At 39.3% G+C, this 24136-nt stretch carries 21 protein-coding genes; all 21 read left to right on the plus strand.

Features of this window, described 5'->3' with window-relative positions:
- Positions 1 to 33 precede the first annotated feature (33 nt).
- Positions 34 to 903, plus strand: a complete 870-nt coding sequence (locus N482_RS18405; RefSeq protein WP_063378439.1) for a glycosyltransferase family A protein — start codon at positions 34 to 36, stop codon at positions 901 to 903.
- Positions 904 to 1959: an N-acetylneuraminate synthase family protein gene (locus N482_RS18410; RefSeq protein ID WP_063378440.1), complete on the plus strand. Its 1056-nt coding sequence runs from the start codon at positions 904 to 906 to the stop codon at positions 1957 to 1959.
- A complete protein-coding gene (locus N482_RS18415) occupies positions 1960 to 2643 on the plus strand; it encodes a cytidylyltransferase domain-containing protein (RefSeq protein WP_063378441.1) in 684 nt (227 codons plus the stop codon).
- The gene (locus N482_RS18420) at positions 2636 to 3661 is read left to right on the plus strand and encodes a nucleotidyltransferase family protein (RefSeq protein ID WP_063378442.1); all 1026 of its coding nucleotides are present in this window, start codon (positions 2636 to 2638) and stop codon (positions 3659 to 3661) included. Before N482_RS18415 ends, N482_RS18420 begins: the two co-directional genes overlap by 8 nt.
- Positions 3621 to 4871: a hypothetical protein gene (locus N482_RS18425; RefSeq protein ID WP_155730639.1), complete on the plus strand. Its 1251-nt coding sequence runs from the start codon at positions 3621 to 3623 to the stop codon at positions 4869 to 4871. The genes N482_RS18420 and N482_RS18425 overlap by 41 nt, the downstream gene beginning before the upstream one ends.
- A gap of 5 nt (positions 4872 to 4876) precedes the next feature.
- The gene (locus N482_RS18430) at positions 4877 to 6019 is read left to right on the plus strand and encodes a hypothetical protein (protein ID WP_155730640.1); all 1143 of its coding nucleotides are present in this window, start codon (positions 4877 to 4879) and stop codon (positions 6017 to 6019) included.
- Positions 6020 to 6240: 221 nt separating this feature from the next.
- Complete coding sequence (locus tag N482_RS18435) at positions 6241 to 7269, plus strand: hypothetical protein (protein WP_063378445.1); 1029 nt, start codon at positions 6241 to 6243, stop codon at positions 7267 to 7269.
- Positions 7270 to 7308: 39 nt separating this feature from the next.
- Positions 7309 to 7467: a hypothetical protein gene (locus N482_RS24975; RefSeq protein ID WP_155730641.1), complete on the plus strand. Its 159-nt coding sequence runs from the start codon at positions 7309 to 7311 to the stop codon at positions 7465 to 7467.
- A 3-nt stretch (positions 7468 to 7470) separates the two neighbouring features.
- On the plus strand, positions 7471 to 8427 hold the full coding sequence (locus N482_RS18440; protein WP_269202119.1) for an acyltransferase family protein: 957 nt from the start codon (positions 7471 to 7473) through the stop codon (positions 8425 to 8427).
- 45 nt (positions 8428 to 8472) lie between these two features.
- A complete protein-coding gene (gene asnB, locus N482_RS18445) occupies positions 8473 to 10317 on the plus strand; it encodes an asparagine synthase (glutamine-hydrolyzing) (protein WP_063378447.1) in 1845 nt (614 codons plus the stop codon).
- Between the two features lie 25 nt (positions 10318 to 10342).
- A complete protein-coding gene (locus tag N482_RS18450) occupies positions 10343 to 11482 on the plus strand; it encodes an N-acetyl sugar amidotransferase (RefSeq protein ID WP_081228074.1) in 1140 nt (379 codons plus the stop codon).
- A complete protein-coding gene (hisH, locus tag N482_RS18455; protein WP_063378449.1) occupies positions 11479 to 12102 on the plus strand; it encodes an imidazole glycerol phosphate synthase subunit HisH in 624 nt (207 codons plus the stop codon). Before N482_RS18450 ends, hisH begins: the two co-directional genes overlap by 4 nt.
- Positions 12096 to 12881 (plus strand): AglZ/HisF2 family acetamidino modification protein, encoded by a 786-nt coding sequence (locus tag N482_RS18460; RefSeq protein WP_063378450.1) that lies wholly within the window; start codon positions 12096 to 12098, stop codon positions 12879 to 12881. Before hisH ends, N482_RS18460 begins: the two co-directional genes overlap by 7 nt.
- A 1-nt stretch (position 12882) precedes the next feature.
- On the plus strand, positions 12883 to 15021 hold the full coding sequence (locus N482_RS18465) for a bi-domain-containing oxidoreductase (RefSeq protein WP_063378451.1): 2139 nt from the start codon (positions 12883 to 12885) through the stop codon (positions 15019 to 15021).
- Positions 15022 to 15059: 38 nt separating this feature from the next.
- Positions 15060 to 16661: a heparinase II/III family protein gene (locus tag N482_RS18470; protein ID WP_231100893.1), complete on the plus strand. Its 1602-nt coding sequence runs from the start codon at positions 15060 to 15062 to the stop codon at positions 16659 to 16661.
- Positions 16658 to 17818, plus strand: coding sequence for a glycosyltransferase family 4 protein (locus N482_RS18475; protein ID WP_063378453.1), 1161 nt, complete (start codon positions 16658 to 16660; stop codon positions 17816 to 17818). The genes N482_RS18470 and N482_RS18475 overlap by 4 nt, the downstream gene beginning before the upstream one ends.
- Before the next feature lie 6 nt (positions 17819 to 17824).
- Positions 17825 to 18766, plus strand: a complete 942-nt coding sequence (locus tag N482_RS18480) for a UDP-glucose 4-epimerase family protein (RefSeq protein ID WP_063378454.1) — start codon at positions 17825 to 17827, stop codon at positions 18764 to 18766.
- 2 nt (positions 18767 to 18768) lie between these two features.
- Positions 18769 to 19317 (plus strand): sugar transferase, encoded by a 549-nt coding sequence (locus tag N482_RS18485; RefSeq protein WP_063378455.1) that lies wholly within the window; start codon positions 18769 to 18771, stop codon positions 19315 to 19317.
- A 121-nt stretch (positions 19318 to 19438) separates the two neighbouring features.
- Positions 19439 to 21388 carry a polysaccharide biosynthesis protein gene (locus tag N482_RS18490; RefSeq protein ID WP_063378456.1) on the plus strand — a complete coding sequence of 650 codons (1950 nt, stop codon included), beginning with the start codon at positions 19439 to 19441 and terminating at the stop codon, positions 21386 to 21388.
- 234 nt (positions 21389 to 21622) lie between these two features.
- Entirely contained in the window at positions 21623 to 23737 is a 2115-nt protein-coding gene (locus tag N482_RS18495; protein ID WP_063378457.1) for a YjbH domain-containing protein, read from the plus strand.
- An 87-nt stretch (positions 23738 to 23824) separates the two neighbouring features.
- Positions 23825 to 24136, plus strand: a 312-nt coding sequence (locus tag N482_RS25755; protein WP_231100894.1) for a hypothetical protein, incomplete at its 3' end; no start/stop codon positions are given.

Genomic DNA, 24136 nt, shown 5'->3' on the forward strand with positions numbered 1-24136 from the left:
CAGTTTGCGTAAGTAAGATACAAGAAGATTAGTATGGATAAGCCAAAAATATGCTTCTTAACAACAGTATTCCCGATGGAAGCTGAAGTAGTAGAACAGTATTTTGAATCCCTAAGCAAGCAAAGTTACACTGACTTCGACTTGGTGATAGTGAACGATGGCCTTGTTGATTTAGATAGCTATGTAGTAAAGTACACAGACTTAAACGTTGTTGTAATGGATGCGGAGGGTCGCACGCCAGTTGAGAATCGAAGACTACTGATAGACTTTGCCTATTCAAATGGATACCAAATTGCTATTTTCGGTGACTCGGATGATTATTTTTCTGCTTCGCGAGTAGAAAGTTCGCTAAAGGTGTTGGCGCAAGGGTGTGACATATTGGTCAACGAACTGCATATGTTTAGTGCCCAAAGCAGTACTGTAACCGCAGTATTAGAACCTCATTTTGAAAGACATCAAGTAATCACTTTTGAAGATCTCCTTGATCGAAACTGTATGGGCTTGTCCAATACCGCGGTTAACCTTTCACGAGTACAGCTTGATTCTTACTTCGAAAATGCATTGAACTTAATCGCTTTAGATTGGTATCTCTTTTCTCGTGCCCTGCTCGATGGGGCAAGAGTTCAGTTTACTGATGAGGCGGTCACCTTCTATCGACAATATGGCGAGAATACGGCCAATCTGATACAAGTTGACAAGCACTCAATCGAGCGAGCTTTAAATGTAAAACTGCAACATTATACAAAGATGAAAGAGTATTCAGATGCTTATGTTGCACGTGACAAAGCAGTACAAGAAAGCATTAATAACGATGTCATTTCTTCTGAATATATTAATAAACAAATAGATAAAATTATACTACCACCACTATGGTGGGAGATTCCTATAATTGAGGATGTATAAATGAAATTAACTGAATCTAAAGAGATTTTTAACTTTTGCACACCATATATCATCGCTGAATTAGGCGCAAACCACAATGGTGATATGGAGCTGGCTAAAAAGTTAATCATTCAGGCAAAAGAAGCTGGGGCAGATTGTGTTAAGTTTCAAAGCTGGTCAAAAGACTCTGTATTTAGTCGTAAGAAATACGATGATAACTACTTTATCGCCGATGATTACAGAGATAGAGATGATTTCACAATGGAAGAAATCGTAGAAGAATACTCGATTTCTGAAGAAGAGCTGCTTGAAATGAAGTCATTTGCTGCTGAGGTAGGAATTGACTGTTCTTCAACACCGTTTTGCCGCTCGGAAGTAGACTTTTTGGTAGACAAATTAGAGTCACCTTTTATTAAAGTTGCGTCTATGGATCTAAACAACTATCCATTCCTAGACTACTTAGCACGTAAAGGTAAGCCAATTATTATCTCTACTGGTTTAAGCGAGTTATCTGAAATTGATAAAGCGGTTAAAACAATTGAAAATGCAGGCAATACTGATATTTGTATTTTGCACTGTGTATCTACATACCCACCGGTAGACAGCGATGTGCACTTAAATAACATCAAAACACTACAGCAAGCATACCCGAATTATCCAATTGGATTTTCTGATCACACGATTGGTGTTGAAATCCCACTAGCTTCTGTTGCTATGGGTGCTGCTGTAATTGAGAAACATTTCACGCTTGATAAAAATATGGAAGGGTGGGATCACAAAGTTTCTGCAACGCAAGATGAAATGCAACAAATTGTGAGTGGTGCAAAGCGTATTAATGATGCATTAGGTAGCTTCCGAATTTCTGCTACTGAGTCTGACGAGAAAAAAGAAGAATTTAGACGCAGTATCGTGTTAACTCGACCAATGAAAGCAGGTGATACGATCGCACTAGAAGACCTAGAGTTTAAGCGCCCTGGCACTGGTATCCAACCAGAGTTTGCTGAGTTTATTGTTGGTCTAACGGTGAATAAAGATCTACCTGATGACTACATTTTAACTAAAGATGACTTGTCATAAATGATAGCAATTATACCTGCTCGTGGAGGCTCGAAAGGGCTTCCAGGAAAGAATATTAAGGATCTGTTAGGTAAGCCCATGATTGCTTACACCATTGAAGCCGCGAAGGCATCAAAACATATAACAGATATTATTATTTCAACTGATTGCGAAGAGATTTATCGGATTGCTATTGAGCATGGTGCTAGGGAAACGTTCTTGAGGCCTGCTGAATTAGCAACGGATGAAGCCCAAGCAATTGACAATTATATCTATACAATAGACAGATTAGAAAAAGATTTTTCCATGAACATCGAGTCATTTGTGGTGTTGCAACCAACATCGCCATTGAGATCGACGGAAGATATTGATAAGTCTATTGAGGTGTATAAAAACTCGAATGCGCGATCTGTTATCAGCTACACAGAGGAACATCATCCTCTTACGTGGCATAAATACATAAAAGAAGACGGCAGCCTCGAAAATATCTTTGAAGATAAGTTAGATAATAGGCAGAAGTTTAGAATGTCGCATTATCCAACTGGTGCAGTATACGTATTTAATACTCAGTTGATTAGAAGCCGAAACTACTTCGATGAATCGACTAAAGCTTACATCATGCCAAGAGAACGCTCTGTCGACATCGATACGGAAGAAGACTTTAGATATGCTGAGTTCTTGCTTGGGAGAAATCGAGATGAGTAGTGTTTTAAAGTTAAGTGAAAACCCTAGCTTTGAGTTGGCAATTGAACTACTAGATTCGAATGGAAATGGCATACTACCAGTAATAGACAAAGATGGTAAGTTTGCTGGGATCATTACTGACGGTGATATTCGCAAAGCGATTCTTTATAAAAATTTAGATCTTGAAAGCATAATCAATAAAGAACCTTATACACTTGACCCGAGCTCAAGTGAGCAGCAAAAAGTACAATTTTTAAAAAGCATTAAGCGTCGTCAATTGCCTTTGGTTGATCACGAGAGAAATTATGTTGGTATGTTTACCTTAGACGAACTCGATTTCTCGACACGAGATAACTGGGTCGTAATTATGGCTGGTGGACTAGGGTCTCGATTAGGTGAGTTAACGAAAGAACTGCCAAAACCAATGCTACAAGTGCGTGGCAAACCAATTCTTGAGCGTATTATTGAAAATTTTGTCGAGCAGGGATTTACTAAGTTTTATTTGGCCGTGAACTATAAAAAAGAGATCATTAAAGACTACTTTCAAGACGGTAAGAAGTTTGGCATTCAAGTACGCTATTTGGAAGAAAGTAAGCGCTTAGGTACTGCTGGAGCACTCGCTTTAATTGAAGAGCAGCATGGTGAACCGATGCTGATTAGCAATGGCGATGTACTTGCTGACATTAACTATGCTGAATTGGTTGACTTTCATGAACGTTCTTCCAGCATGGCTACTATGTGCGTAAAAGAGTATGAACATATAGTCCCGTATGGCGTCATTGAAACGGAAGGTGACAAGATCACTGGCCTAAAAGAAAAGCCTCGTATTCTTTTCAATATAAACAGTGGGGTTTACTGTATTGATCCCAAAGTTATCAATAGAGTACCTCAAGATACTTTTTACGATATGCCAACTTTATTCTCTGAGTTGATGAATGAAGATTTGCCTGTAACTGCTTACAGCTATAACCAATACTGGATCGATATTGGACGCCCAGATGACTTCAAAAAAGCGAACGATTTTAATGAAATTCAATAATTTGAACCAAAGTGAAGCACTGGTTTGTATCGGAAGATGTAATAACTTTAATGATATAACATTAAGGTTTTCGAAAGAATTTTTAGGGTTAGAAAAATATACAACAATTTCAGAATACCCTGGTGCAGATCACTTTGTCGATTTGCAAAAGCAGAATATATCCGATCTACATTCAGATGGCTGGTTAGCTGTAAAGAATACCATTAGCATTGAAGAAGTGATTCTTAAAGATCGTCTATTGAGAAATATCAGCTACTTTGAAGCTAAAGAATTAGTCGTTAAAGTGGCTAAGTACTTTTACGAGCTTTATTCTAAAAATAATTTCAAAGTACTCGTTGTCCATCCAGTAGATAATTATGTCATGGATGTGATGGTGCAAATGGCAGAGAAGTTCAATATTGCTGTTTATGGCGTTTGTGCATTTTTTGTGGGTGGATATAAAAGAGTATCCGTTTTTGGCGAACACAATGCTATAAGAGAAGTTAGTCAAGAAGAGGTGCAGACGTTTAAGAAGAAGATAACTGATAAGTATAAATCACCAATGGTCTCTTCTTTTAGCAAGGCATTTAAGAGTAGCGTTAGTTATTACTTTAAGTACAAGTTGAAGTATTTATACTTCTATTTATTAAAGTATAAACTTTTAGGTAGGTTAGAATATGACTATATCTCTACACCTCATGCTGCAACAGTAAACAAGCTGACGGATTTATTTCCATTTAAGTACTTTAGTACAACGCTTCCGGAGAAGGTTTCTGATAATGACATATACATTCCTATGCATTATCACCCTGAAGCGACCATTGAGTACTGGGCGAGTGATACTACCTTTGTAGACTACCTTACAAGCCTAATAGAAGTCGTTAGAAAGCTCTCTGACGAAGGCTTTAATGTGTACTTAAAAGAACACCCTGCAATGTGTTTTAGACAGGATAAATCTTTATATAAAAAGCTGCTTAATATTAAAAATGTAAAGATAATAAACCCTTATGTCGAAACAGGTCAAGTTTTGGACATGTTTAACAATGTCGCAGTCTGGACTGGTAGTACAGGAATTGAAGCTTTACTTAATGATAAAAAAGTATACTTTATCAGCTCTAACTACTATTTCTCCAAGCAAAGTGACTCTTTATATGAAATAAAGCAATTTGAAACGGAAGAAGAAAAAGACGATTTTGTAGAGCATATCTTGAGTAATACAATCGTCTGGTAAGTTGTATGTATACGATTATTTTTAGGTATGCAATGTATTCTTTGATTGCCTTGGAGGTAATGCTTCTACCTAAGCTACTTCCAAGTCACGAGTACTCTGAGCTGGAATATTATAAATTCATAATTTTTATGTTTCCTTTTTTGCTGGTTGGTGCTCACTCTGGATATATGTATTACCGCTTTACCGAAAAAGAGGATAGGTTTAATACCTTAGTGATATTTGGAGCCTTGCAGCTAGGGCTGTTCGCACTTGCTTTTGGCTTAATGACGCAAAATATCTATTACGCCATTGCTGGTTTACTTATGGGTATGATGGTTGTAATTGAGCAACGGGTACAAGTAGAAAAGCTGTTTACCCTCGCGCTCGCAGGTAAGCCGCTTATTTCTGTGTTTTTGGTCTTGGTGGCGTATTTATCATGGGCTGGCTTTTCACCTCAGCTGGACTCTAGCCAGATTTTGTCGTTTTCAGTCGTTCTTGGTTTTCTCGCTTGGGCAGCGATTGTTGTGTTTTTCATAAAACATGCTGTGCGTTTTAAAGATGGCTTTGAATTTAGTAAGTATATTGACCTGATAAAAAAAGGGTTTTCAATTAATCTTGCAACAATTTTATTGATGATGACATTTTTCCTCGATAGATACATAACCAAGCAATATTACCCTGACTCACTCGCGTCTTATTCATTTTCATACAATATCATCCAGTTTGTCATTCTGGCTTTGACTACAATAGGTTATGTAAATACAGTGAAAGTTGGAGAGCAATTTGATGAGCTTTCATTTCCTGTTTTGATAAAGAAATTAGGTTATACGTATAAAGTTTTTGCAGTCATACTGGCGTTGTTTTTTGTCTTTTTATACGTCGTTAAGTTCTTTTACACCTTTGAAGGCTTTTTAACGTTATCTATCATCATGTCCATATTTGTTGGGAATTTTTTCTGCGTGAATAGCATTGCATCTGTTGCGCTGTATAAAGGTTTCCAAAATAAAGCGGCGGTTGTTTTAGCCGGCATCTTTGCTGTAAATGTACTGCTTTCTTACTTATTGGCGGAGAGCAACGTTGCCCATTATTGGTTGATTCTAAAAACTGGACTGTTACTAAATATTTACTCTGCTACCTTTTTGATTATGGCTAAAAATAGGCTGAAATAGACTCTATGATATTACTTAAATTTTGTTTGCTCTACTTTGGTATTCTTCAGCCTTTTTTGTCCTTACTTTGGTCAAATAGCTTCAACATTCCGTTATTGGTGAAGATAGTATCTGTCTTCAACATAATGACATTCTTTTTAGCCCTCTCTTTGATTTTGAAGTATACCTTTGAGAGGAGAAGTATAAAGAGTAAACCGTTTTTCTTCTTTTTGCTGTTCATAGTGCTAGTTGATGTTTTTGGTCTTGTTGTTGGCACTTTTAATGGTTACACAGATAAGTTAATAAATGACTTCTACCTTACTTTGAATGGCGTCTTTATTGCCTACGCTGTTTATTTATCAGATATCCCGAGCTATAAAATAGAAGAGTTTTTACGTCGTTTTTCGTACTGCTTTACTTTTACTTTTTCATTTGCCGTCTCCATCATGGTAGTGCAAACGATCTTAAATATTCCGCACTATCCAGCGGTAGCATCAAATTTAGCATTGATCCCGATATTTTACTTTTTAAGTAAGAAAAGGTATGCGCTTGTAGCTTTCCTGATCCTAATGGTGTTTTTATCTGGTAAGCGTAGTGTGTTTATTATTTTTGCGTTTTTAATGCCATTTTTCATATTATTCAACCGGGGCGTAAAGCTTGGTACCGTAGCGTCGATAGGAGCGGTTTTAAGTGCATCGATGTTATTAATTCTGCTTCCAGTTGCAACTTACCTTGAAGATAATGCCGATAAGTTCAGCGCAGGTAGATCGGTGATTAATAAGTTTGCGCTACTAAACCCTTTGTCCGACAACTTTGACTTAAAGTCTGCTGCTGGAGAGCGATTTGAAGAGGTTTATAACTCCATAGAGGCACACCATCAAAATCCATATTCATTCTTAATTGGTTCTGGTAATGGGTTCGCCTACAAACTGGAAGTGCACCGTAAGGACATGATAGAAGAAAATCGACATGGAGTGCACTTTGCCCCTGTCGACTTTTATACCAAGTATGGGTTCTTATTTGTGCTGTCCATGACTATTTTCATAATTTTGTACTTGATGAAGGTCTTTCCTTATTTGAAGTGCGGTGTATGGTATTTTAATGTGCTTGTTTTCTATCAGGTGTTTGTTCTTTTTTATTCTTTCTTGGGCTCTAACTTTGGGTTGGACTCAATGTTTTGGATGAGCATCGGATTTGCCCTGTTACTAATTGACGAGATTAAAGAAGCGCAGGAACGGGAAGAACAGAGCATGTACGCTCATAAAACCTAATTGCAAATACTAAGGCATGGTAGGACAGAAAGCTTGAATATGACACTAAATCAAAAAGTACTCGATCTATCGGATTGGTTTCGAGGCTTTGGGTGCTTGTACGTAAGTTTTGCACATTTGCTTCAAGCGTTTTATGTTCCGATCAATGGTGTCGACCCTTTTGTCTCTGTGCTTTCCTACGATGTTGGAAGAATGTAGATAATGATTTTCTTCGTAATATCTGGAATTTTTATTATGAACTCAATTTTGGATAACATTGGTAGGTATGGCACGTTTAATCCGTGGTTTTTTATAGCAAGTAGAGTTGATAGGGTGTACCCACCATTGTTATTCGCTTTTGCTTTATCAATTGCGATTTACTTTGCTGGTTACTATTTTCAATCTCTTTATATTGATAGTGATGGCTACAATTACCCTGTTATAAGAGAGAGTATAGAACTAAATTTAAATAATTATTTTTTGAATTTTTTTCTATTGAATGAAGTTATCGTGGGCGTTGAAACAATTAATAATAATGGTCCACTTTGGTCTGTCGCTCTTGAATTTAGTATTTATATGCTAGCTTGCGCTGTCGTGATGTTTGTGTGCAATAAAAATTTAATCGCAGGCTTATTGGTCTTGTTATTTTTGCTGTATCAAGTGTTTGCTCACAACACCCAATATTTTGTTCACCTGATATGCTGGGTTGTAGGTGCATTCAGTTGTTTGCGGATGAGAGGACTCATTCGATTAGATAGACGGTATTTTGTTTTTTTTGCACTGCTGTCAATGTGTTATTTGGTTTTGCATTATGGCGTATTGGTACCTGCTGAACGTGAGATAATCGCATTATTTGAATTGGCAAAAGTTATATTTTGTTTTTTTATAGTATGTATTTTTATAGATGCAATTCGCTTTCCGAAATGGCTTTGGCTGTTTAAAAATTATGCGTACTTTAGCTATACACTTTATCTAATTCATTTTCCGATTTTTTTGTTTGTGTTTTCCTTGGTCGACGAGGTTTACCTAGCATTAAGCCTATTAGAAAAGTTAGCATTTTTAGCTGTACTTTTTATAACAACTGTTGGTTTATCAGCTTTTTTGGCAAAAAAATTAGAAACAGTGAAATATTTTAGAAAGATAGTTTTTAACAAATACAAGCCCGTTAAGGTAATTTAGGTCCCCCAAAGTACTTCGGGGCATTAAGAATTTTTAGAGAAAAAAATGTGTGGAATAGTTGGATTTAATTTTAAAAGCGAAAATAATGACTTCTTGAGTCTTGCTCCTCATAGGGGACCTGATAGCTCTGACTATACGTATATCGGTGGTTATACGTTGGGGCACAACAGACTGGCTGTTGTTGATCACAACGAAGAGTCGAATCAACCTTTTTACTCCGAGTGTGGAAAATATGTCATCGTTTTTAATGGTGAAGTGTATAACCATGCTGATTTACGAAAAGATCTGGCCGGAAAGTACCCATTCAAAACAAAATCCGATACTGAGGCGATGTTATACGCCTATATCGAATATGGTGATGAATTCGTACACAAATTGAGAGGGATGTTTTCTTTTGTAATTTACAATTCAGTTGACGATGAACTGTTTTGTGCAAGAGATAGAATTGGCATAAAACCACTCAATTATTACTTCAAAGATGGCAAGTTCATTTTTGCGAGTGAAATAAATGTAATTGCAAAGCTACTTGAAGAGAAGCCAAGTATCAACCAAGAGGCGATCAGGCAGTACATGAAGTACTTATACGTGCCTTGTCCCGATACGATTTTTACGGATATTAAAAAGTTACCTCCTGGCCATGTTATGAAATTAAAAGATGGTGAGTTAACGAGTAAACCGTATTGGGAAGCATCGCAATTTGTCGGTAAAAACTTAGGCTTAAGCGAAGGTGAAATACTTGAAGAGTTAGATTACCTTTTCGATGATTCTGTTAAGACTCGAATGATCGCCGATGTTGAATTGGGATCGTTTTTAAGTGGTGGCATTGATAGTAGCCTTATTCTTTACTACATGCAGAAGAATTCGGAAAAGAAAATCAACACCTATACCTTGGGTTTTGAAAATGCCGATAGCTATGATGAGTCTAGCGATGCAATGTTAATGGCGAAGCATTTTAATACTAATCACCAAGAGATATTAATTAAACCTGATGTCGTTAGTCTATTACCTAAAATGGTGAAGCATTTTGGGGAACCTTTCGCTAGCCCAACTTCTTTGCTTATTCATGAGTTAACGAAAGAGACTAAGAAATTTGCGACAGTCGCGCTTGCTGGTGATGGTGGAGATGAAGTTTTTGGTGGTTATCCAAAATATCAGGGGGTTCAATTAGCTGAAAAGTTGAATGCGGTTCCTAAATTTGTATTTAATGGGATTGCAAAGGTTACAGACTTAATTCCAGAGAATACATCGGGTAACCATTTGCCTCGTAGAATAAAAGCATTTGCATCTTCACTTGGTAAAGATGCCGCACAAAGGTATGATGACTGGTCGGCGTACATTAGCGATGAAGATTTAAGTAAGCTATTTAAAGAAGACATCGGTTTTAGCAGTATCGTTTATGATAGCTGGAAATCGTTGGATACTGGTGATGGCATAATCACAAGCTCCCTAGTTGATTTAAGAACATATTTACCCAACGATATGTTGTACTATGGAGATATTATGAGTATGGCAAATGCGTTTGAAGTAAGGTTCCCATTGATTGATCATAACATCGTTGAGTTTATGACAAGTATAGACTCGCAATGGAGAATCAAAAATGGTCAAACTAAGTACTTAATGAAAAGGTTACTGCAAGGAAAGGTACCTGATCAAATCATCGCGAAGAAAAAACTTGGTCTTAATCCGCCAATGGGCATATGGCTGAAGCGTGATTTAGCGCCATTGTTGGAAGAGTACTTGTCAAAAAGTGTAATCGAAAAGAGAGGGATCTTTGATTATAAATATGTCCAACAGATAATTGATGAATTTACCACTAATAGAAAAGACCGTTCACTTAACTTGTGGGCCATGGTCGTATTAGAAGAATGGTTTAGGCAATATTTAGATTAATTTCAAACAAATCGAGAAACTTAAAGTGACTACTAATAATTATCAAGTCTGTACTAACTGCGTAATGGACACAACGGATTCGAAAATCACTTTTGATGAGAATGGAGTATGCGATCATTGTACTACATTTTACAATGATATAGAGCCTAACTGGCACACAGATGAAAAGGGATGGGCAGAGATCACAAAGATTGCTGCTGACATTAAAAAGGAAGGTGAAGGTAAAGAGTTTGATTGCATTATTGGTATGAGTGGCGGTATTGACAGCTCATACCTAGTTTACTTAGCAAAAGAGAAACTTGGTTTAAGACCATTGGTTTTCCATGTTGACGCTGGCTGGAACTCTCAGCAGGCTGTTCACAACATTGAGCAAATAGTAGATCGACTTGGCTTAGATCTTTATACAGAAGTTATCGATTGGGAAGAAATGAAAGACTTGCAGCTTTCTTTCTTCAAAGCGGGTGTTTCTCATACAGATACGCCGCAAGATCATGCATTCTTTGCGACTATGTACAAGTTTGCTTCGAAGCATAAAATTAAACATATTTTAACGGGCGGTAACTACTCAACAGAGTGTATTCGAAACCCGTTGGAATGGATGTATTTCCAGTCAGACTCTCGTCAGATTAAAGATATTCAAAAGAAGTTTGGTACGAAGAAGCTGAAAAACTTCCCGTTGACAAATATCTTATGGCACAAAATTTACTTGCCATATATCAAAGGGATTAAGTTATATAGACCACTTGACTTCATGCCTTATGACAAAGAGGAAGCAACGCAGTTTTTAGTTGATAACTACGGTTATCAGCGCTATGCACAAAAACACTTTGAGTCTCGTTTTACACGTTTCTATGAGGCTTATTGGCTGTATAAGAAGTTTGGCTATGACACTCGTAAAGTACAGTACTCTAGCTTGATTGTTACAGGTCAAATGACGCGAGAAGATGCGTTGGAAAGACTCAAAAAGCCACCATATGACCCAGAGACGATCGATGATGATTTCAGCTACATTGCCAACAAGCTTGGTATCACGACTGAAGAACTAAGAGGTTATTTGGAAGCGCCGAACAAAACCTACAAAGATTATAAGAACCAGCAATCTATTTATGATTTAGGTGCAAAGGTAATGAGAAAGCTTGGTCTTGAGAAAGGCGGCAAAAGATGATCGCTATAGTAGATTATGGCTCTGGGAATATTCAGGCCATTCAAAACATATTTACTAAGTTAAAGATTGAGACTTTTTTTGCAAGTACGCCGGAAGACTTAAAAAAGGCGGACAAGATTATCTTGCCAGGTGTTGGCGCTTTTGATGAAGCGATGACACAACTAGAAAAATCCGGAATGAGAGCAGCGCTCGATCACTTTGCGATGGTTGAAAAGAAACCTGTCTTAGGGATTTGTGTTGGTTTACAAGTCATGGCGAAAAGCAGTGATGAAGGTGAATTACCTGGGCTTGGCTGGTTTGACGCGTCAGTTAAGAAGTTCGATGAGTCAAAGATAGATTTTAAGCCGAAACTGCCGCACATGGGGTGGAACGAAATTGAGCCGACAGAATCACATCCGTTGTTAAATGACATAGATTGTGAAAAAGGGTTCTATTTTATCCATTCATATTACTTTGATGCGCACGATCCAAAGGACGTACTGATCAAAGCTCACTACGGTGATGACTTTTGCTGTGCTGTGAGAAAAGACAACATATTTGGATTCCAATTCCATCCTGAAAAAAGTCACTCGAATGGTATTAACTTATTTAAGAATTTTGCTGAGTTTTCATTATGTTGAGATCAAGAGTATCCCCGTGTTTACTCGTCCATAACAAAGGGCTAGTAAAAACTGTAAAGTTTAAAGATGCTAAGTATGTTGGGGATCCAATCAATGCTGTTAAAATTTTCAACGAAAAAGAGGTTGATGAACTGATTGTGTTGGATATTGACGCAACAGTTGAAAACAAGTCACCCGATTATCAAATGATAAAGCATCTTGCCAATGAGAGTCGTATGCCTTTGTGTTATGGGGGCGGTATTAAAACGCCTCAGCAAGCACAAGAAATCATTAAGCTGGGTGTCGAAAAAGTCGCTATTTCAAGTGAAGCGCTAAGCAATCCATCGGTGCTTAGAGAAATGGCTGATATCATCGGTAAACAGAGTGTGGTGGTTGTTTTAGACGTCAAAAAAACGCTGTTTGGCAGTTATGAAATATATACCCATAACGGAAAGAAAAAAGTCAAAAAGAAACTTGAGCAAGTTATATCTGAACTAGAAGAAATCGGAATTGGTGAGTTAGTGATCAATTCGATTGATCAAGATGGAATGATGAAAGGCTACGATATGAAGTTGGCCGAAAAAGTGCGAGATCTAGCAAGTGTTCCGCTCACAATACTGGGCGGGGCTGGCTCTTCAGAAGATATTTTAAAGCTGATTGAAAAGTTTAAAGTGATCGGAGCTTCTGCAGGGAGCCTTTTTGTCTTTAAAGGTGTTTACAAAGCGGTGCTTATTAATTATTTGACTCAAGATGCCCTCGCTAAGATAAGAAAGATCGCGCGTTCACAATTAGGAAAGTAAGATGAAACAAATTCTACAGGATATGGCGAAAGGCGGCTCGTCAATTGTTGAGGCGCCAGCTCCAAAAGCAACTAAGAACCATGTTGTCATTAATACCACCACAACTCTAATCTCTGCGGGTACAGAGAGAATGCTTGTGGATTTCGGTAAGGCAAATTTAATAGATAAAGCCCGCTCTCAGCCTGATAAAGTTAAAATGGTGCTCGAGAAAGTTCAAACCGATGGACTCATGACCACAGTTGATGCTGTGAAATCCAAGTTGGCCCAACCGTTACCGTTGGGATACTGTAATGTGGGTGTTGTAGAGCAAGCTGGCAGTGGCGTAGATACATTTAAAGTTGGGGATCGTGTCGTTTCGAATGGACCTCATGCCGATGTGGTGCGCGTGTCTAAAAATCTTGTTGCAAAAATCCCTGAGAATGTTTCTGACGAAGAGGCTGCGTTTACGGTTGTAGCCAGTATAGGCTTACAAGGTATACGTCTTGCCAACCCTACTATGGGTGAATCATTTGTTGTTACTGGAGTTGGACTTATAGGCTTGTTAACTGTGCAAATGCTTCGAGCTCAAGGCTGTAGGGTACTGGCCATTGATTTTGATCAGGCTAAGCTAGATATGGCAAAAGAGTTCGGGGCAGAAATTTGTAATCCGGGCCGAGGTGAAGATCCTGTCGCAGCTGGTATGGCATTTAGCCGTGGTAATGGTATTGATGGCGTCATTATTACTGCATCCACCAAATCGAATGACCCTGTTACGCAAGCCGCTCGCATGAGCCGCAAACGTGGTCGTATTATTTTAGTGGGTGTAACAGGCTTAGAGCTGAGTCGTGCTGATTTTTATGAAAAAGAGCTGACTTTCCAGGTATCGTGTTCTTATGGACCTGGTCGTTATGATCCTAACTATGAAGATAAAGGAAATGACTACCCACTACCTTTTGTTAGGTGGACGGAGCAAAGAAACTTTGAAGCTATTCTAGATATGATGGCTGGTGGCCAACTTAACGTAAAGCAGCTTATCACACACCGTATTTTGTTTGAAAATGCAACAGAAGCGTACGATTTACTTACGAGTGACAAGTCTGCACTGGGCATCCTTTTACAGTATGGTTCGCCTTCAGAGTCTCGACACACTTCAAAAGTAACGCTTAATTCTGAAGTCGTATATAAGCCGGGAGAACCTGTTATAGGGTTCGTAGGGGCTGGCAACTATGCATCACGGGTATTAATCCCTGCGTTCAAAAATGCGGGTGCACAGCTCCATAGCATTTCTACTTCGGGCGGTATAAACGGTGTTATCCATGGTAATCAAGCTGGTTTCAAAGAAGCGACTACAGATACAGACGCACTGATCCAAAGTGATGAAGTTAATACGGTGGCTATCGTAACCCGTCATAATAGCCATGCGCATTTTGTGAAGCAGTCCTTAAATGCTGGAAAGAATGTCTTTGTAGAAAAACCGCTGGCGATCACTCACGAAGAACTTGAGGAAGTTAAGTCTGCTTATGAAGAAGCGTCTCAATCAGACAATCCTCCTAAGTTAATGGTTGGTTTTAATCGCCGCTTCGCGCCACAAATACAAAAAATGAAGTCATTGATTGACCCGATAAAGGGGCCTAAGTCATTCATCATGACGATGAACGCGGGCAGTATTCCTGCTGATCATTGGACTCAAGATATTGCTGTTGGTGGCGGGCGAATTATCGGGGAAGCTTGTCACTTTGTGGATTTAATGCGCTTCCTAGTTGGCAGTGAAATTGTATCTGTACAAGCGCGTAGAATGGGTGATAGTGATGCAATAGATATCACGGAAGACAAAGCCGCGATCATACTCGGATTTGCTGATGGCTCATTTGGTACAATTCACTATTATGCTAACGGTGCAGCAAGTTTCCCTAAAGAGCGAATAGAAGTGTTTGCTGATGGTAAAGTGCTGCAATTAGATAACTTTGTAAAGTTGAAGGGCTTCGGCTTTAAAGGATTCAAGAAAATGAACCTTTGGAAGCAAGATAAGGGTCAAAACCTTTGCTCGCAATTGTTCTTAGACTCTATCCGTGACGGCAAGAGCGCGCCAATTGATATAAATGAGATTTTTGAAGTAGCCAAGATATCTATCGATATAGCCGAGCAACTTAGACAACAATGAGCGGCCAATTAGAAAGAGTACTTAAGATATTTCACACAGTGAAATATCTTAAGTTTAAGCAGATATATTACAGAGTTTACTATCGATTTAGTAGACCAAAGTTTATCGAAAGCGGCCAGCCAAGCAGCTCTGAATGGCAGTGGTCTGGACCATTACTGAACAAGCAGAGCTTGTTCAGTAATACCGATGTTAAGTTTCTTAACCAAGCGGGAACGATTAAAACGCCTGCCGATTGGAATTGCGCAAGTAAGCCTAAGTTATGGTTATATAACTTACATTATTTTGATGACTTGAGCTCACAAGATGGGGCGCAGAGATACACTCTTCATAGAGACTTTATTGAAAAGTGGATTTCAGAAAACCCACCGTGTAGTGGAAATGGTTGGGAGCCTTACCCAATTTCCTTGCGGTTGGTAAACTGGGTCAAATGGTGCAGTGTGCAGCCCCAAGTGTCTCCCAGGCACCTTCAAAATATGCTTGAACAAGCAAATGTGCTGACGCAGCAACTGGAATATCATATCCTTGGAAATCATTTATTCGCTAATGCGAAGGCATTGACCTTTGTTGGCGCTTATTTACAAGGAGAAAACTCTGCGCAGTTGTTAGCGCAAGGGATCAAGCTACTTAATGAAGAGCTTGATGAGCAGTTTTTAGCAGATGGTGCGCACTTTGAACTCTCGCCAATGTATCATGAGATCTTGTTATGGGATTTACTTGAGCTAATCGATTTGGCGATGACGAGTAACCGCTCTGAGCTAACTGAGTGCCTGCCAAAGTGGACTGGTATCGCAAGAAAGGCATTGAATTGGCTGTCATCCATGATACATGAAGATGGCGAAGTCAGCTTTTTTAATGATGCTGCTATTGGTATCGCGATGCAACCACAACAGATATTTTCTTACGCACACAAATTAGGGCTCAATCACGATAAAATAAATCAGCAGTTAATTACCAATCAAGATAGTGGATATAGCCGTGTTTCTTACGAGCAATATGCCATTATTCTCGACCATGCCAATGTTGGGCCTGACTATTTACCAGGGCACGCACATGCTGATACGTTAAGCTTCGAGTTATCGATGGGTAAACAACGTGTCTTCGTAAACTCTGGTACGTCTCTATACGGCACAAGCGCCGAGCGTGTAAGGCAACGTCAAACAGCAGCACATAACACTGTCACTGTTTCAGGGTGTGATTCTTCACAGGTTTGGTCAGGTTTCAGGGTGGCTAAACGGGCGTATGCAAAATTAGAAAAGTCCATCAGTAGCACGGGTAATGTACAGTTAGTCGCCAGTCACAACGGCTATTTGCAGCAAAGCCCCAAGGTTAAGCATACACGAGAATTACTGTGTTCTTCTGACAGTGTCATTGTCAGTGATATGTTATCAAAACAGCTCCCTGCTTGTTTTCACCTGCATCTTCACCCCGATGTTAATGTCATTAAACTTTCAGAGAAAGAGCTTAAAATCACAAAAGATGATGAAGTACTTTGCTTAATTAGTAGCGCAGAGCCCATAAATATCAAAGATAGTACTTGGCACCCTGAATTTGGTAAGTCCATTGCAAATAAAAAGATTGAGATAGAGTTTGCAAACGGCAACTTAAGAACAGAAATCAAACAAATTAAGAGGGACTCGTGAGAATACTGGTTTTATCATTTTACTTTAAACCAGACTTATGCGCTGGCTCGTTTAGAACGACAGCTTTAGTGGAACAGCTAAAGCAGCAAGCTGGGGTAGAGGTCAATGTAGTCACAACAATGCCAAATCGATATGCAAGCTTTGATGCCGGGGCTAAAGCAGAAGAGACTGATGGCAATGTCAGAATAAGACGTATATCGCTGCCGTCTCACGAAAGCGGGATGCTAGACCAAATAAAATCGTTTAAAACGTTTTATCAGCAGGCTCAAAAGCTGGTTAAGAGTGAAAACTACGATCTTGTTTTTGCTACGAGTTCTAGATTGTTCACTGCGTTTTTGGGCGCTCGCGTCGCTAAAAGTAAGCAGGTACCTTTGTACTTGGATATACGGGATATTTTTGTAGATACAATTAAAGATGTTCTATCCCCTAAAGCGGTATTGCTATTAAAGCCAGTGCTTTCAGCCTTTGAAAAATATACATTTTCCTCAGCTAAACACATTAACCTTGTTTCTAAGGGGTTTGCGGGGTATTTCAAAGCCCGATATTCAAAGGCGAATTATTCTTGGTTTACCAACGGTATTGATGGTGAATTCTTAGACCTGCCTGATATTAAAAGGGAAGTAAATTCCCAAGAAAAGGCGAAGCGACTCGTCTATGCGGGTAATATTGGTGAAGGACAGGGACTGCACACAATTCTTCCTGAGTTTGCGAGTTTAACGCGTGAAAATTATTACTTCAGTGTGATTGGCGATGGTGGCCGAAAGCAGCAGTTGGTTGACAGGATTTCCGATGTTAGCAACATGGAACTATTACCACCTGTTAATCGGGCAAAGCTGATAGAAGAGTACTTGAGCGCAGATATACTCTTTTTACATTTGAATGATTATCCGGCATTTGAGAAAGTACTGCCGTCTAAAATATTTGAATATGCTGCGACGGGAAAACCTATTTTAGCTGGTGTGTCTGGGTACGCAGCGGAATTTATAAAATCGGAAGTTGCTAATGCTGAAGTTTTCTATCCTGGAGATCATCAAGGCGCGCTGCAAGCTTTGAATAAACTCAAGCTTGAGCATACAGATAGAAACGATTTCATCAGTAAATATACAAGAACTAACATAATGAAAGATATGAGTGACTCGATTGTCGCGTTAAGGTAATTTTTCATGGATAAAATTTTAATTACGGGATACTCAGGATTTGTTGGTAGCCATCTTTTAGGTGCTCTTGATTCGCTGGAAAATGTTAATTTACTCGGGCGTTCGGCCCCTGCAAAGTGCAATAAACATTTAAAGGCAAATATTGATGCGCAATCCGATTACTCCTCCGTACTCGATCGAGTAGATGTCGTAGTGCATATTGCCGCTCGAGTTCATGTTATGAGTGATACCGCTGCAAATCCGCTTGAGGAGTTTCGAGCGGTCAATACGGAAGGCACACTCAACCTAGCAAAGCAAGCGGTAGCGTCTGGCGTTAAGCGCTTTATATTTGTGAGTTCGATAAAAGTAAATGGTGAAAGTACTACCGGTAAGGAGGCTTTCAGTTCTGTAGACAAGCCAAATCCGGAAGATCCGTATGGTGTTTCTAAAGCTGAGGCGGAGGCGCAGCTCATAGCCTTGGGTAAAGAAACCGGTTTAGAAATCGTCATTATTCGTCCACCATTGGTTTATGGTGAGGGGGTAAAAGCAAACTTTGCTTCATTGATGAATTTGGTCAGTAAAGGGTTGCCTTTACCATTTAGGGCTTTAGTTAGTAATAAGCGAAGTTTAGTATCTGTCTACAATTTAGTTGACCTGATTCAGGTGTGTATATCGCACCCAAAAGCAGCTAATCAAGTCTTCTTGGTAAGTGACGATGAGGATATATCTACGGCAGCAATGGTTGCTTTGATGGCTAAAGTACAAGATAAACCAAATTTATCTGTTCCAATACCCGCTTTGTGCTTTAAAATAGCAGGTAAGCTGCTCTCAAAAGAGGACGTTATCGACAGATTAACGGGATCTTTACAGGTAGATATTACACATACAAAAAATACACTCGGCTGGCGTCCTCCATACTCTATTGAGCATGGGTTTCAAATGGCATGTAAGCAGAAAGCTAGGAAGTAACCATGATCCGCATACTCGATTTTTTCTTTGCATTATTCGGCCTGCTATTTGCCTCGCCGTTTTTGATTGTTTTATACATAATTGGTCTATTTGACACAGGCTCACCTATTTTCACTCAAGAAAGAGTTGGTCGTAATAAAAAACCATTTACACTTGTAAAGTTTAGAACAATGAAAGTGGATACAGCGTCTGTAGCAAGCCATCTGGCGAGCACCTTATCGATCACACCATTTGGTGGCTTTTTACGTAAAACTAAGCTAGATGAATTGCCTCAATTATGGAATGTTCTTAAAGGCGATATGAGCTTAGTTGGACCTCGTCCAGGTCTTTTTAATCAAGAAGAGCTGACAAAAGCAAGAGATGAGAAACGTATTTATGACGTTAGACCTGGTATTACCGGTTTATCTCAAGTAAATGAAATTGATATGTCTACGCCAGAGCTACTAGCTAAAACAGACAGACAAATGCTAGATAACCTTAGCTTGGCTAATTACTTTAAATATATTGTTATGACTGTATCGGGTAAGGGCAGCGGTGACCGCGTTAAATAGAACCTTAAGTAGCTAGGTTAGCTGCTTAATTGAAGCTGTAGAATGACAGTTTGCGCTTTACTGTGTATTATTTTTAAATACATCATCGCTAATAAGATGTGCATAATCTCAAGGATTTACAATGGATAGTTTGTTCAATTCTGTTTTAAGAGCTCCTCGGTCTAAGAAACGACTTCTTACTCTAATTATTGATACACTTTTTATAGTAAGTGCATTTTGGTTATCTTTAATAGTACGTCTTGATAGCATTGAACCGTTGTTTGAGATTGGAAACTGGCTACTGCTTTCCATCGTATTACCATGCAGTTTATTCGCGTTTGTGAATTTGGGTTTATACCGAGCTGTACTTAGGTATGTAGGTGCGCATGCCGTTGGAGCAATAGTCATTGGAACTTTGATCAGTACGATAGTGCTGGTCTTAGTATCCTTTTTCACCAATGTGGATGTTCCTCGTACGATGCCTGTCATTTACGCTTGGTTGCTTATTTTGTCAGTAGGTGGCTCAAGAATAATGGTTAGAGCTATGGTAGGAAGAATGGCTACCGTCAATAAAACGCCTGTTGTAATTTATGGCGCAGGCTCTGCGGGTAGACAGTTAGCTCCGGCTATTGGTGCTGGTGATGAGTATTATGTCAGTGCATTTATTGATGATGATAAGTCAAAGCAAGGTGCTATATTACAGGGCATTCCAGTTGTCCCATTCGAAGGTATTTTTAACCTAATTGAACGAAGTAAAGCCAAAAAAGTATTATTGGCCATGCCAAGTGAAAGCAGAGCACGCCGTAAAGAAATACTAGCTCAGCTAGAAAAGCTACCAGTAGAAGTACTCACTATTCCCGGCATGGTCGATGTGGTTGAAGGAAGAGCGACATTAGATGAAATTAAAGATGTCGAAATTGAAGATTTGCTTGGCCGTGATCCCGTAGCACCAAAAGAAAACCTGCTAAACTCCAATGTCAAAGGGAAATCGGTCATGATAACTGGCGCTGGTGGCTCCATTGGCTCTGAGTTATGCCGTCAAATTGTAAAGCAATCACCGAAAAAACTAGTATTGTTCGAACTGACCGAATTTGCATTGTACTCAATAGAGAAAGAGCTTAGCGAAGTCATTCGTAACAACAAACTTGAAATTGAATTGATACCTATTATGGGCTCTGTTCAACATATAAACCGACTTGAAACTTGCATGCTTGCATTCGGTGTACAAACGGTTTACCACGCAGCGGCTTACAAACACGTTCCTTTGGTTGAACATAACGTGGTTGAAGGCGTGCGAAACAATGTATTTGGCACATACTATTCAGCTAAAGCGGCTATTAATGCTAAGGTGGAGACTTTTGTGCTAGTAAGTACAGACAAAGCCGTTCGCCCAACTAACGTCATGGGAACTACAAAGCGCATGGCTGAACTTTGTCTACAAGGTTTAGCACAAGGAAAAGATCACGGTAAGCACAATACGCGCTTCTGTATGGTTAGATTCGGTAATGTACTAGGTTCATCAGGCTCAGTGGTACCTTTGTTCCGAAGACAAATTAAAGAGGGCGGACCGATTACGCTGACCCATCCAGATATCACAAGGTTTTTCATGACGATCCCTGAAGCTGCTCAGCTGGTGATTCAAGCCGGCGCCATGGGTAAAGGCGGAGATGTGTTTGTGTTAGACATGGGGGAGTCTGTAAAAATCAAAGACCTAGCGACTAAAATGGTCCACTTGTCTGGGCTTGAAGTCAAAAGCGAAACTAACCCTCACGGTGACATTGAAATAAAATGCACAGGGTTACGCCCTGGTGAAAAGCTGTATGAAGAGCTCTTAATAGGGGATAATGTAGAGAAAACGAGTCATCAAAGGATCATGACTGCTAAAGAGGTAATGTTGCCCTTAGCTGAGCTTAATGTCTTTTTAGAAGCCCTTGATATTGCCTGTCATAATTTTGAGCATGAAAAAATCCGACAACTGTTATTGGACGCTCCAACAGGGTTTAACCCAACTGATGGAATATGTGATTTAGTTTGGAATGCTAAGAAAGAACAAGCTAACTTTGATGACAGGAACGTTGTCAGTTTTAAATAATATAAAGATGCAAGTAGTTTAGCGAAAATGTGAAGTGCCTAACTAAGGAGTTTTACTGCCCCGTTAAGGCAATTTTGAGCTAGATAACTTGCATTAGTTTTGAGCATTTCAATATACCAACAACATTCGTTCTTTTAATTGTATTGTACGACGAGTAGTTAGAAGAATCGTCTAGTTAGCGCCATATTGGAAAGCGTAAATTTATAATAAATATAACCTTTCGGACCTTGTAATATGTCTAAATTTCTTACTCTGTTTGCATCTAGTTTAGTCGCTGTGTCTGCGCCGAGCTTTTCCGAAGAAAACCTAAACACCTATCGTACTTTTACAGGTTTTACTGGACTTATAAATACAACCAATGCAGAAGTATTAAAAACTGGAGATTGGGATATAGGTTACAATAACATGCTCGATTTTCAGGGTAATGAGTATGTTGATGGACACAATATTGCACTTTCAGCAGGCCTTTTCGAAGGGTTTGAAGTAAGTGGTTTTATCGCTTCCAGTAGTATTCATGACAGCTTGTTTGACCCCAATGTTCAAGCTGAGGGTGGGCAGACTCGCGACCTTTCTTTTAACGCTAAATACCGTATCCCATATATTCCGAAAGATTGGTTTAGCCTTAGCATAGGCAGTAAAGACATTGGTGGTTCTGCGAATCAATATAAAACGCACTTTGCTGTCGCGTCGAAAGAGTGGGATGATTTTCGCTTTTCTTTTGGTGTCGCGAGCAGCGATCATACAACTGGTATGTTAAATGGGACTTTTGGTGGTATTGAATGGATGCCACTGGACTGGTTTGCGTTGCAAGTTGAGCATGATGCTGAGGCAGTCAATGCTGGAGCACGTGTGACGGTTCCTAAAGAGTGGCTATTTGATTTAGGTGAGTTGACGCTAACAAGTCGTTTCTATAGCGGTACTGATTTCTCGGAAAAAGATGTTTATTGGGGGATTAACTTTAAAGCACCATTCTCAGCGCAATATCAGCTTCGTACAAAAAATGTAGAAGCCGCTCCTGGCCCCGCTAAAAGTGCACACATAATCTCGCCTAGCCAGAACCGTCCAGATGAATCTAGGCAAGTTAAATCGGTAGAGAAAAGTACGGCGTTAAAGAAGAGTGAGATAACGCAAAAGTCGGATATGAATAAGCTTGCTCGTAAGCTGAGAAATGTACTGATTGCAGATGGTTTTGAATCAGTAAGAGTCGGTTTTAACAGGAAACCTGTTGTGATAGTCTCTTTCGAAAACTCCGTATTTAATCGGAATGAAATTGATGCTTTAGGTTTGGTAGCTGGGCGTATAACAGAGCTATTTTCTCACACCAATGCTGACTTTGTCTTGCAGCTAAAAAATCATGGCTTGCCTATGCTATCACTTTCTGGTGATGTTCAAAGCTATAAACGCTTTATTGATCATGGTGAGAATCCTTCTGTAAAGGCCAAGCTAGGTGCAATGAGAAGCATTGGTGGTGTAACTTGGGTCGGGTTGGAAAGTGCAAATAGCCCTTATTTCAAGCCAAGAGTTACGATAAGCCCTGAGTTAAACTCTACCCATGCAACTGAGTTGGGTGTGATTGATTATTCTCTAGCGTTGCGTGCAGACGTCACTGTACCAGTTTGGAAAGGGGCCGGGTTTAATCTTTCAGCGCAAACCGTGGTGTCGGAAAGTGACGACTTTGAGAATACGGGAGCGTTTAATGATCGTTCTGTAGACAACGGTGTAAGCAATGCCTTTTTCTATCAGACATATCAGTTACCTTTTGGCATCTACAATCAAACTCGAATTGGTTACTTTAAAGAGTTCTATAAATATACCGGTATTATCAATGAAACTGCTTGGGTCAGCCCTGAAGGTAATCATAAAGTAACGAATACATATGGCTTTTTCGATTACAAAGATTATGATTCAGACAGAGATTATCACACGGTTGAATATCAATATAATTGGGTTGATAAAGACATCAGCTTCCATGTGACTGGTGGTAAGTTTTGGCGAAAGGACAACGGTTTTAAAGTAGAAACACGTTTTTGGTTCGGTGATAGCTATGTCGCGTTATATGGTGAAGATACCAATGCTCAAGTCGCAGGGGTCGCTTTGAGTATTCCACTATCTAAACGTAAAAGTATGAACGTGACTAAGTTTGGTCAGGTTAAAGGTAATCATGCGTGGCGACATCAAGTGGGTACACGCGTAGGGGAAGATAACAATTACCTTGTTTATCAGCAAGCTTACACACCTAAAACGGATGTTAGCCTTCATAGAAGCTTCTTTAATCAAGGGCGTAGCTCTGTTGGTTATATATATGCAAACTTGCCTAGATTAAGAGATGCGTATCTGACTTACAAGTAAGTTATATTGAGTTCAGCTGGTACTTTGCTATTGCAATATGTGTCAGCTGACTAATTCCATAGTCCGCGTTATTCAAAAGAGAGTTGGTTGGATATAACTACAATTATAAATGCTATTCATCAAGCTGTAGGATGGTTGAATTTAATACAGTGGATTAATATGGTTTTAAGGGGTTTTTTATTTGTTTTGGGGTTGGTATTTACTAAAGTTAGCTATTCCGTTGAGGTAAATGATGCATGTTATATCAATATCGATAGCCAATATAAGAAAGTGAATGCTGGAGATAGTGATTTTTCAGCTTTTACTTATTCAACAAGTGAAATGAAGCTTAAATATATAAGCATTTCTATCAACGTAGAGAGCTTTGAGTTTAGTAAGAAGAGGGCGTTCAAAATTCTG

Source organism: Pseudoalteromonas luteoviolacea NCIMB 1942, from assembly GCF_001625595.1.
Classification (GTDB): Bacteria; Pseudomonadota; Gammaproteobacteria; order Enterobacterales; family Alteromonadaceae; genus Pseudoalteromonas; species Pseudoalteromonas luteoviolacea_A.

Coding starts and splice junctions, on each gene's coding strand:
- N482_RS18405 (WP_063378439.1), top strand. CDS start 34: ATGGATAAGCCAAAAATATGCTTCTTAACAACAGTATTCCCGATGGAA.
- N482_RS18410 (WP_063378440.1), top strand. CDS start 904: ATGAAATTAACTGAATCTAAAGAGATTTTTAACTTTTGCACACCATAT.
- N482_RS18415 (WP_063378441.1), top strand. CDS start 1,960: ATGATAGCAATTATACCTGCTCGTGGAGGCTCGAAAGGGCTTCCAGGA.
- N482_RS18420 (WP_063378442.1), top strand. CDS start 2,636: ATGAGTAGTGTTTTAAAGTTAAGTGAAAACCCTAGCTTTGAGTTGGCA.
- N482_RS18425 (WP_155730639.1), top strand. CDS start 3,621: ATGACTTCAAAAAAGCGAACGATTTTAATGAAATTCAATAATTTGAAC.
- N482_RS18430 (WP_155730640.1), top strand. CDS start 4,877: ATGTATACGATTATTTTTAGGTATGCAATGTATTCTTTGATTGCCTTG.
- N482_RS24975 (WP_155730641.1), top strand. CDS start 7,309: ATGACACTAAATCAAAAAGTACTCGATCTATCGGATTGGTTTCGAGGC.
- N482_RS18440 (WP_269202119.1), top strand. CDS start 7,471: ATGATTTTCTTCGTAATATCTGGAATTTTTATTATGAACTCAATTTTG.
- asnB (WP_063378447.1), top strand. CDS start 8,473: ATGTGTGGAATAGTTGGATTTAATTTTAAAAGCGAAAATAATGACTTC.
- hisH (WP_063378449.1), top strand. CDS start 11,479: ATGATCGCTATAGTAGATTATGGCTCTGGGAATATTCAGGCCATTCAA.
- N482_RS18460 (WP_063378450.1), top strand. CDS start 12,096: ATGTTGAGATCAAGAGTATCCCCGTGTTTACTCGTCCATAACAAAGGG.
- N482_RS18465 (WP_063378451.1), top strand. CDS start 12,883: ATGAAACAAATTCTACAGGATATGGCGAAAGGCGGCTCGTCAATTGTT.
- N482_RS18480 (WP_063378454.1), top strand. CDS start 17,825: ATGGATAAAATTTTAATTACGGGATACTCAGGATTTGTTGGTAGCCAT.
- N482_RS18485 (WP_063378455.1), top strand. CDS start 18,769: ATGATCCGCATACTCGATTTTTTCTTTGCATTATTCGGCCTGCTATTT.
- N482_RS18490 (WP_063378456.1), top strand. CDS start 19,439: ATGGATAGTTTGTTCAATTCTGTTTTAAGAGCTCCTCGGTCTAAGAAA.
- N482_RS18495 (WP_063378457.1), top strand. CDS start 21,623: ATGTCTAAATTTCTTACTCTGTTTGCATCTAGTTTAGTCGCTGTGTCT.